Origin of the sequence: Prevotella sp. oral taxon 317 str. F0108 (assembly GCF_000162415.1) — a bacterium.
In the GTDB taxonomy this organism is placed as follows: domain Bacteria; phylum Bacteroidota; class Bacteroidia; order Bacteroidales; family Bacteroidaceae; genus Prevotella; species Prevotella conceptionensis.
The window spans coordinates 17,254-21,935 of sequence record NZ_GG740082.1 but is presented as its reverse complement, the minus strand read 5'-3'; the positions used below and the strand labels follow the sequence as shown (position 1 = coordinate 21,935).

5 protein-coding genes are annotated in these 4,682 nt (G+C 42.9%); all 5 read right to left on the bottom strand.

Features of this window, described 5'->3' with window-relative positions; all coding sequences use genetic code 11:
• Positions 1–2,345 (bottom strand): toxin TcdB middle/N-terminal domain-containing protein (locus HMPREF0670_RS14855; protein ID WP_009231956.1); only part of this gene is annotated, 2,345 nt, incomplete at its 3' end.
• Entirely contained in the window at positions 2,339–2,788 is a 450-nt protein-coding gene (locus HMPREF0670_RS14850) for a hypothetical protein (RefSeq protein ID WP_198009323.1), read from the bottom strand. The genes HMPREF0670_RS14850 and HMPREF0670_RS14855, both read right to left, overlap by 7 nt.
• On the bottom strand, positions 2,754–2,990 hold the full coding sequence (locus HMPREF0670_RS16840; protein ID WP_198009322.1) for a hypothetical protein: 237 nt from the start codon (positions 2,988–2,990) through the stop codon (positions 2,754–2,756). Before HMPREF0670_RS16840 ends, HMPREF0670_RS14850 begins: the two co-directional genes overlap by 35 nt.
• Positions 2,991–3,028: 38 nt before the next feature.
• Positions 3,029–3,643 (bottom strand): hypothetical protein, encoded by a 615-nt coding sequence (locus tag HMPREF0670_RS14845; RefSeq protein ID WP_044078463.1) that lies wholly within the window; start codon positions 3,641–3,643, stop codon positions 3,029–3,031.
• A 31-nt stretch (positions 3,644–3,674) separates the two neighbouring features.
• Positions 3,675–4,682 (bottom strand): RHS repeat domain-containing protein (locus HMPREF0670_RS17330; RefSeq protein WP_009231953.1); only part of this gene is annotated, 1,008 nt, incomplete at its 5' end.

Below are 4,682 nucleotides of genomic sequence, written 5' to 3'. Positions count from 1 at the left end.
GGGTCGCCCACACCTTTATTATATAGGCCGATGCTGCCGTAGCTCTCCGTGGTGGGATAGAACGCCCTTACGGTACGCCCGAAGGCATCGACAACGGCGCGGCCGCTGACGATGGACACCTTTTGGTTGCTGCCGCCCGTCCATACCACGCCCGTCTGCTTGGTCTGCACGGCACGCATCAGGCTGTCGGCAAAGGTATAGGTCTCGATGTCGCCCTCGGGTGCGTAATGCACCGTGCGGGCATGGCGCATCGCTGGATGATACTCGAACCGGATGGTGTAGGGCTTGCCTGCGGCAATCTCTTTCGGACCGACAATCGTGCTCGGTCGTCCCATGTCGTCGTAGGCATAGCGCATCTTGTTGCCGTTAAGGTCGGATGTCTCCACAGGCACCGCCCACTTGTAGTCGTAGACGGTGGAAGAGGTGTAGCCGTAGGCATCTCTTACGTTTGTGACGAGCATGTGGAGCACGTCGTCGTAAGTGTAGTCGTAGCGCATGCGCTGTCCCTTATGGTTCTCGGGCTTGGTGAGACTTGCAAGATTACCATAGGCATCGTAGGTCATATCGTAGACCGACGGCTTTGTACCGTTGTGCATCGTGATGCTGGTGATGTCGCCATGTCCGTTGATTTGCGTGGAGCGTTCGCGGTAGACCTTTCCTCCCTTGTCTTTTACGGCGATGTGCTTGGGCACGGAGACGATGTACTTCGCCTGCAAGTCGTGGTAGGCAATATCTGCATCCAGCTCGTAGTTCGTTGCCGTTTCCTTGTAAGAGGCGAGGTTGCCGTAAGCGTCGTAAGTGTTGTGCACGGTGGTGCTCATGCTGCCCGCCCCGTTGTTGTCGTAAATGGTCTGTTTTACGGAGGCTAGTGCGGGGAAGAACACCGTCGTGTCTGCCTGTTGTTTAAGCTCGTAGGTGTTCTGTGTGCCTTGCAGTTTGTTGCCTGCTGCATCGTAGAGCGTCTCGGCAGTGACGAGGTCGTGCATGTACAGGTTGCGGTTGTGTCCGTACTCGGACACCTGCTTGCGGTAAACGGCATTGCCGTTCTGCGTGTCTATCTGCTTGGTGGTGACCTTCTCAAAACCATAGAAGTCGCGTTCGCGGCGGTCGCGGTAGCCGCCTTCGTATTCGAATTCGTTGCGCATCCTGGTGGCCCCGTTCTCGGCATAGCCGCCCGTGGTCTCCACGCTTTTGAGTACATAGCGCGAGCCGGGCATGGCAAAGCTGGGACGGGTTTTCTCATAGGTCAAGGCGATATGTCCGCCGAAAGGCAAAGTAACGCCTTTAAGCAGATTGGTGCGTGCGGTGAGGTTTCGGCGTACTTTCAATTCATTAGGGCCATTTTCACTGACGTAATCGGGATAGCCGTCACCGTCTATGTCTATGAGAGCCGTTGAGTTACAACTCACACCATCTGATTTGGATGCAATACCACGTGGAAGAAGGGTTACGAACAATAAAGGAATGGCCACTCCCACATTGGCAAATTCGGATACGGAAGAAGATACGCTCCTTGCTAAGGCGGCATTTTGTATAAACTTTATCTTGGGTAGGAAACCGTTACCTGTGTTATAAGCCACGTACAAATCATCTCCTTCTTGTGTTATGATGTCGGGTAAGCCATCACCGTTAAGGTCATTCATCGAGCTAGTCGATTCTGAAGTGGTACGCGTACCGTTGAAACCGAAACTGATGTTTACCTTTCCTGCGATTGGAATGCTCACGCCACCACCGGCACCCCATGTTTTGGATTTGGATGTGCCGACACCACCGCAACCACTTTCTTGAGCATTTGCAAAAGAATTACCCAGATTATAACGCACACTACCTCCGTCAAGCATGTCGGGCAGACCGTCGCCATTGAGATCCGTCCAATCTCTTTCCGTACTTGTCTTGCTGCTGGTATAGTTGCCGCTGGCACTGACGGAGCCAGAAGAGGTTTCGTTAGCCTTTGCCGCAGCAATCAGACTCTTCTTACTGAAACTCCACTGCTCGGCAATCGTTGGCGACTCTGCTTTCCCGTCACCCGCATTGCCTCCGTCTTTGAGCTCGGCTCCAACCTCTATGCCCACCGTACCAGATGAAGCCTTGAACTTGGGATTGGGAACGTTGGGCTCAATTATATGGCTGCTAAGTGCACCTGTCGGTGTCGTTATTTGTGCTTTGATTTCTTCCTTGCGTTCGTTTATCCAATCAGGGTAGCCGTCACCGTTGATGTCCATGCAAGACACATTGGTGTATGAGTCCTGCCAGCTTTTACTTCCCGAGATACCCGCTTTAAGGAATTTCGCAGTAAACTTACCACTAGCAGAGACAGTATTTCCAGAGGCCTCCGTTTTTACCATGCATCAGAATGTATTGAGATTGATGTACCACTACCTTTAATGTTACCTACAAGCAACACTCGTTTACTTTTCATACTTAAAAACTTACATTTTCCAATCTTTTCATCTGTATAAATAACATTTGATTTCATTGCCCTTAAGTCGATTTTCTGATTGGGATATATTATAAAAATAGAAGTATTAGGATTATTTACATCGCAAAATAAATCATAGTTTGATGTTACCCACTTCTTTTTTATTTTAATCTGTTCATATAAAGAGAATAAGACAGTATCTACTTTTGATTTATTTTCAATAATCATCAAAAGACTATCTTTATCTTCTCTAGCAGATATTGATAATATCTGTGTTTGAGCGGATGCTATATTAATATTAAATATGAACATAAATATTACAATAAAGCTGACTTTATTCCGATTTCTTTTCTTTTTTCGTGCCTCCATTTGTTCTATGATTTCTGTTTGGATAATCAACCATAACTTCTATTGATTGGTTACCTTCTTCTCTATATTCTCTCAATTTAGTAAATAAAGCACTTTCTACCTCTGTACAACCATGAGAATAACCTTTCTCTGAGTCATGGAGATAAAATGAATTTAGATCTCTGTCTTTAGCAGTTGCACCAGTAACTTCTATTGGTTCCAATCTTGCCCTGTTTATTGCTCATGAGACAGTCTTTCTTATTATCTTAAACTCGCATATGTTATTCTAATCTCATTTTTTTCTTTCCCTAAAATCGTTATATATATAATTCTACCATAATTATCATATTTGTACTGACATCTGTAACTAATGGTCTCATTAGAAAAATCCGGCATATATTTATATCGGAATTCTTTAAGTAAGCCTTTTTCTATAACTATTGTGAGCGTTAGGACATAATCAACTCTTGCATTGATATATGTGTAATATTTGTTAATTTTTAATATATTAATCGTTTTACAATTGTCTTTTGTCTGAATAAAAGATTGAATTTCCGACTTATCATAACTGGACAATATATCAGAGATAATACAAAGGTCTTCGAAGATAACCTCCGGATATTTTATAATCACCCCCCACGATTCCAAGTATTTTAATTGTTCGAAAAAGATATTTTGCATATCTTTCTCGACCTTTGTGAGCCTTATAGGCTTCTTTTTCCTGCTTTTATAGACAGCTTCTTTCTTTCCATTTATATATAGACTCTTGGAAGTATACCCAGATTCATACGATAAGGTAACGTCCACCTGATGACTTTCCGCTACCTTACTGTTAAGAGGAAAATATAATAATAAAAGAAGTAAAAACACTTTCATAATTAATATCTTGTATAATGACAAGTTTTTATTAATTTGTTTTCCAAAATATTGTTCTACCATATACAGCAGTGGATTGTAACCGCATTTTTCCCGCATTAGGGTTAGGAATTGACTTCTTTGTTACTGAGTTATAAAAAGAATCCCGTGCAGCACGAATCATAGGTGCTTTGAATGCTTTACCAATATTGTTTTTCCACTGAGCATAATGTTTTGGAGAAATATTCCAACCCATAGTATTCATATGTATTTCAAAATGACCATTACTTCTACGCTGTTCATTTTCTGAGAATTGGGCTTGCTCAGCTCCATCCCACATTGTTGCACCATAACTATAATCTATACCATTTTTAAGTGCATTAATTTCAGCTGCAATAGCTGTCCGCATAAGAGGTAAATCATTTCTTTCTTTAGCGCTTTTACTTCTAAAATCTTTTGCAGGCTCAGAACTTATTCCATAAGCCTTTGAATTCCGCTGATGAACACTTGCAATTGCATACATCTCCTTTTTCAAATCTTCCGATGGTTCACTTTTTTTATCACGGACTCTATAAGCACTACTCTCCCCATATACTGTTGAAGATTGGCTTATAAATTTGGAATGATGTATTGATAATTTCTGGGGATTTTCGAAAACATTTACCATATTTCCATTTTTGTCCTTGCTCTGATGGACGCCACTGGCTGTATAAACAAAATTATCTTTCTTTTTATCAGAGCCTAACCATACACCTTCATTTGTGTAATAATCACCTTGTCCATCCGGGTCGAATAAACATATTGGATTCCCATGACAATATACAAAAGCAGATACATTTTCATATTCTTCACTTAGAGGATCACTTCCATACCACATGGAGATTTTGGGATCCATGTATCTTGCACCGTAATAGTATAATCCTGTTTCTTCATCTAATTCCTTGCCATTGAACTTATACGGCATTTCTTCAGACGATGAGTGTTCATCTACCAACAGCTCACCGTAGGGCAGATAGGCGTTGAACTGGGTGATATTGGCATCTTTGTCGGTGATATAGCT

Excerpts from the sequence above, each read along its gene's own strand:
- HMPREF0670_RS14850 (WP_198009323.1), bottom strand. The coding sequence starts at position 2,788 with ATGGAGGCACGAAAAAAGAAAAGAAATCGGAATAAAGTCAGCTTTATT.
- HMPREF0670_RS14845 (WP_044078463.1), bottom strand. The coding sequence starts at position 3,643 with ATGAAAGTGTTTTTACTTCTTTTATTATTATATTTTCCTCTTAACAGT.